At 56.1% G+C, this 2503-nt stretch carries 2 protein-coding genes and 1 tRNA gene; 2 read left to right on the forward strand and 1 reads right to left on the reverse strand.

Annotated features, from left to right (window positions below; genetic code table 11):
- Positions 1–235: 235 nt before the first annotated feature.
- Positions 236–312 (reverse strand) — tRNA-Met (locus Q0Z94_RS11790).
- Positions 313–467: 155 nt separating this feature from the next.
- Here Q0Z94_RS11790 and Q0Z94_RS11795 point away from each other — a divergent pair.
- Positions 468–956, forward strand: a complete 489-nt coding sequence (locus Q0Z94_RS11795) for a transposase (protein WP_298069979.1) — start codon at positions 468–470, stop codon at positions 954–956.
- A 116-nt stretch (positions 957–1072) separates the two neighbouring features.
- Entirely contained in the window at positions 1073–2347 is a 1275-nt protein-coding gene (locus Q0Z94_RS11800; RefSeq protein ID WP_298069981.1) for an outer membrane protein transport protein, read from the forward strand.
- The last annotated feature ends 156 nt before the right edge of the window (positions 2348–2503 follow it).

A 2503-nucleotide genomic window follows, 5' to 3' on the forward strand; every position in this document is an offset into this window, starting at 1 on the left:
GTTAGGGCGCGGCTGGTAAGAAAGCCTTACAGGCGCATAGGGGGAACCACCGGCTATGCCGGTGGGGCCCCATTTTCTCGTGCGGAAGATTCTCATTTCTCGTGCGCCCTCACACAGAGCTTTGATGAAGCTGTTCTAATACAGCTTAGGTTGGATTTATACGCTGGAGGTTGGAAATACGGTTGGAAAAAGAAAAAGCCACTTACGAGTTTTTCTCGTAAGTGGCTGATTTTATTGGTTGCGGGGAAAGGATTTGAACCAATGACCTTCGGGTTATGAGCCCGACGAGCTACCATACTGCTCCACCCCGCGTCGTGTTTGTCTGTTATAGGGGCTTGGTTCGGAGATGTCAAGAAAAGATTTTTTAAATTTTTTTCCTTTTCGGAGGGCTGTTTTAATCCGTAAATAACAGGCATTGCGTTTCCCTGCGTTTTTGCTACCTTGGGACAAAGAGGTATGGCTGCGACATGAAATTCTGGGATATTTCCGATGCCTTCTGGGAGGCGGTGAAGCCGCTCATCCCTCAGCACGTCCGCGACAAGGAACGCAGCTATAAACGTCTCTCCGGCGGCGGCCGCAAGCCCTTGGATCCGCGGAAGGTTTTCACGGCCATACTCTACGTTCTGCGCACCGGCATTCAGTGGAAGTCCCTGCCCAAGGATTTCTACGGCAGCCCCAGTTCCATCCACGCCTACTTCAAGAAATGGGAATCCGAGGGCTTTTTCTGCGAACTCTGGAAAAAGGGCCTTGCGGAATTTGACGAGATGAAGGGCATCGCCTGGGAATGGACCCGCGACACGGCCAAGGCGGGCAAGGCCATGGGTGACACGCTGAGCAGGAAAGCCTCCGAACTCTCAAGAGAAGTCAGGGAATCCACGCTGACCTGGCGGCCCGTGATCCATCGGCGCTCCCGCGAATCCGGGAAAACACAGGACGAAACCGACGAGAGCAAATAAGGCTATTTACGGATAAGCCCCGCCCTTGCCTTTTTTTCCTTCGGGAAGCTATACTTCTGAGAGTATGTTGCGTCTTTTCTGACGTCCTTTTCTGTTCTGATACTCGAGGAGTCCTCATGAACGTTTCCCGCTGGGCCGTCCGTGCCCTCTGTGTCCTGACCCTTTCCTGCTCGCTGGCTCTCCCCGCAAAATCCTGGGCCGAAGGCTTTGCCCTCATGGAATCGAGCGCCCGCGGCATGTCTCTGGGCGGGGGCCTCGTGGCCCGCGGCGGAGACCCTTCATCCATCGCCTACAACCCTGCCGGCATCACCCTGCTTCCCGGTACGCAGTTCCAGGCCAACCTGGCCATTTCCCAGTTCTACTGGGGCATAGACACGCGCACTGCGAGCGGTCAGCAGAACAGCCACTGCTCCCATCAGACCTGGCCCATCCCCAGCATGTACCTCACGCACCAGCTCAACGACAAGTTCTGGCTCGGCATGGGCATGTACACCCGTTTCGGTCTGGGCGTGAAGTATCCCCACAACTGGCCCGGCGGGTATAACTTGCAGAGCGTGCAGCTCATCACCAGTTCCCTCATGCCCACCCTGGCCTACAAGATCAACGATGTCTTCTCCGTGGCCGTGGGTGCGGAAGTCATGGGCGCCACCATGCAGATGCGCCGCAATCTTAATATACCTGATATGGGCAGGTTTGGTGACGTGAACATCAACGGCCACGGTGCGGCCTTTGGCGGCAACATCTCGCTGCACGCCAAGCTCAACGATCAGTGGTCCTTCGGTCTGCTCTACCGCACGCCCATGAGCCTGAAGGTCGAAGGCAAGACCCGCTATGACAATCAAGTAGGACGAGTCATGCCGATTGGCGATGCAAGATTTCTTCAAAATTCGAAGCTGCGCGGAACCATGCACCTGCCCGACTCCATCTCCGCGGGCGTCAGCTACGCGCCTCTCAAGAACCTGAGCTTTGAAGCCGACGCCACCTATACGCTGTGGAGCCGCTTCAGCGACTTCAACATGTACATGAAAAGCCCGGTCAACGCCTGGAATCCCACCAAGAAGGACTGGAAGAACTCCTGGACGTTCAGCCTCTCCGCCGAATACAAGCCCGTGGACTGGATGGCCCTGCGCGCCGGCTTCATGTACGAGACCTCGCCCATGAATCCCGGAAACGCCGATTACATGGTTCCTTCCAACGGCCGCAACTACTACACCGCGGGCGTGGGCTTCTTCTACGGCAACTGGACCCTTGACCTCGCCTACATGTACATCCACAATCATGTGCTCGACTACACGAACTCGAGCAACAACGGGACTACAGGCGTCCTTCCAGGCAGAACGACGCATCCCCATGCCCATAACTTCGGCATAGGTATCGGCTACCGCTTCTAATCTCCCTCTCCTCCCCCATAAACGCCTGTCCGCCCGCTGTGGACAGGCGTTTTTTGGGTTAAACGAAAACCCCCAGCTAGTGGTCTGCCCCCTGTCAAGTAGACATCTAAAAAGCCCCTGTGGCATTGATTCTAAGCGGTCAGCTTTTCCCGATAC

Origin of the sequence: uncultured Mailhella sp. (assembly GCF_947631555.1) — a bacterium.
In the GTDB taxonomy this organism is placed as follows: Bacteria; Desulfobacterota; Desulfovibrionia; order Desulfovibrionales; family Desulfovibrionaceae; genus Mailhella.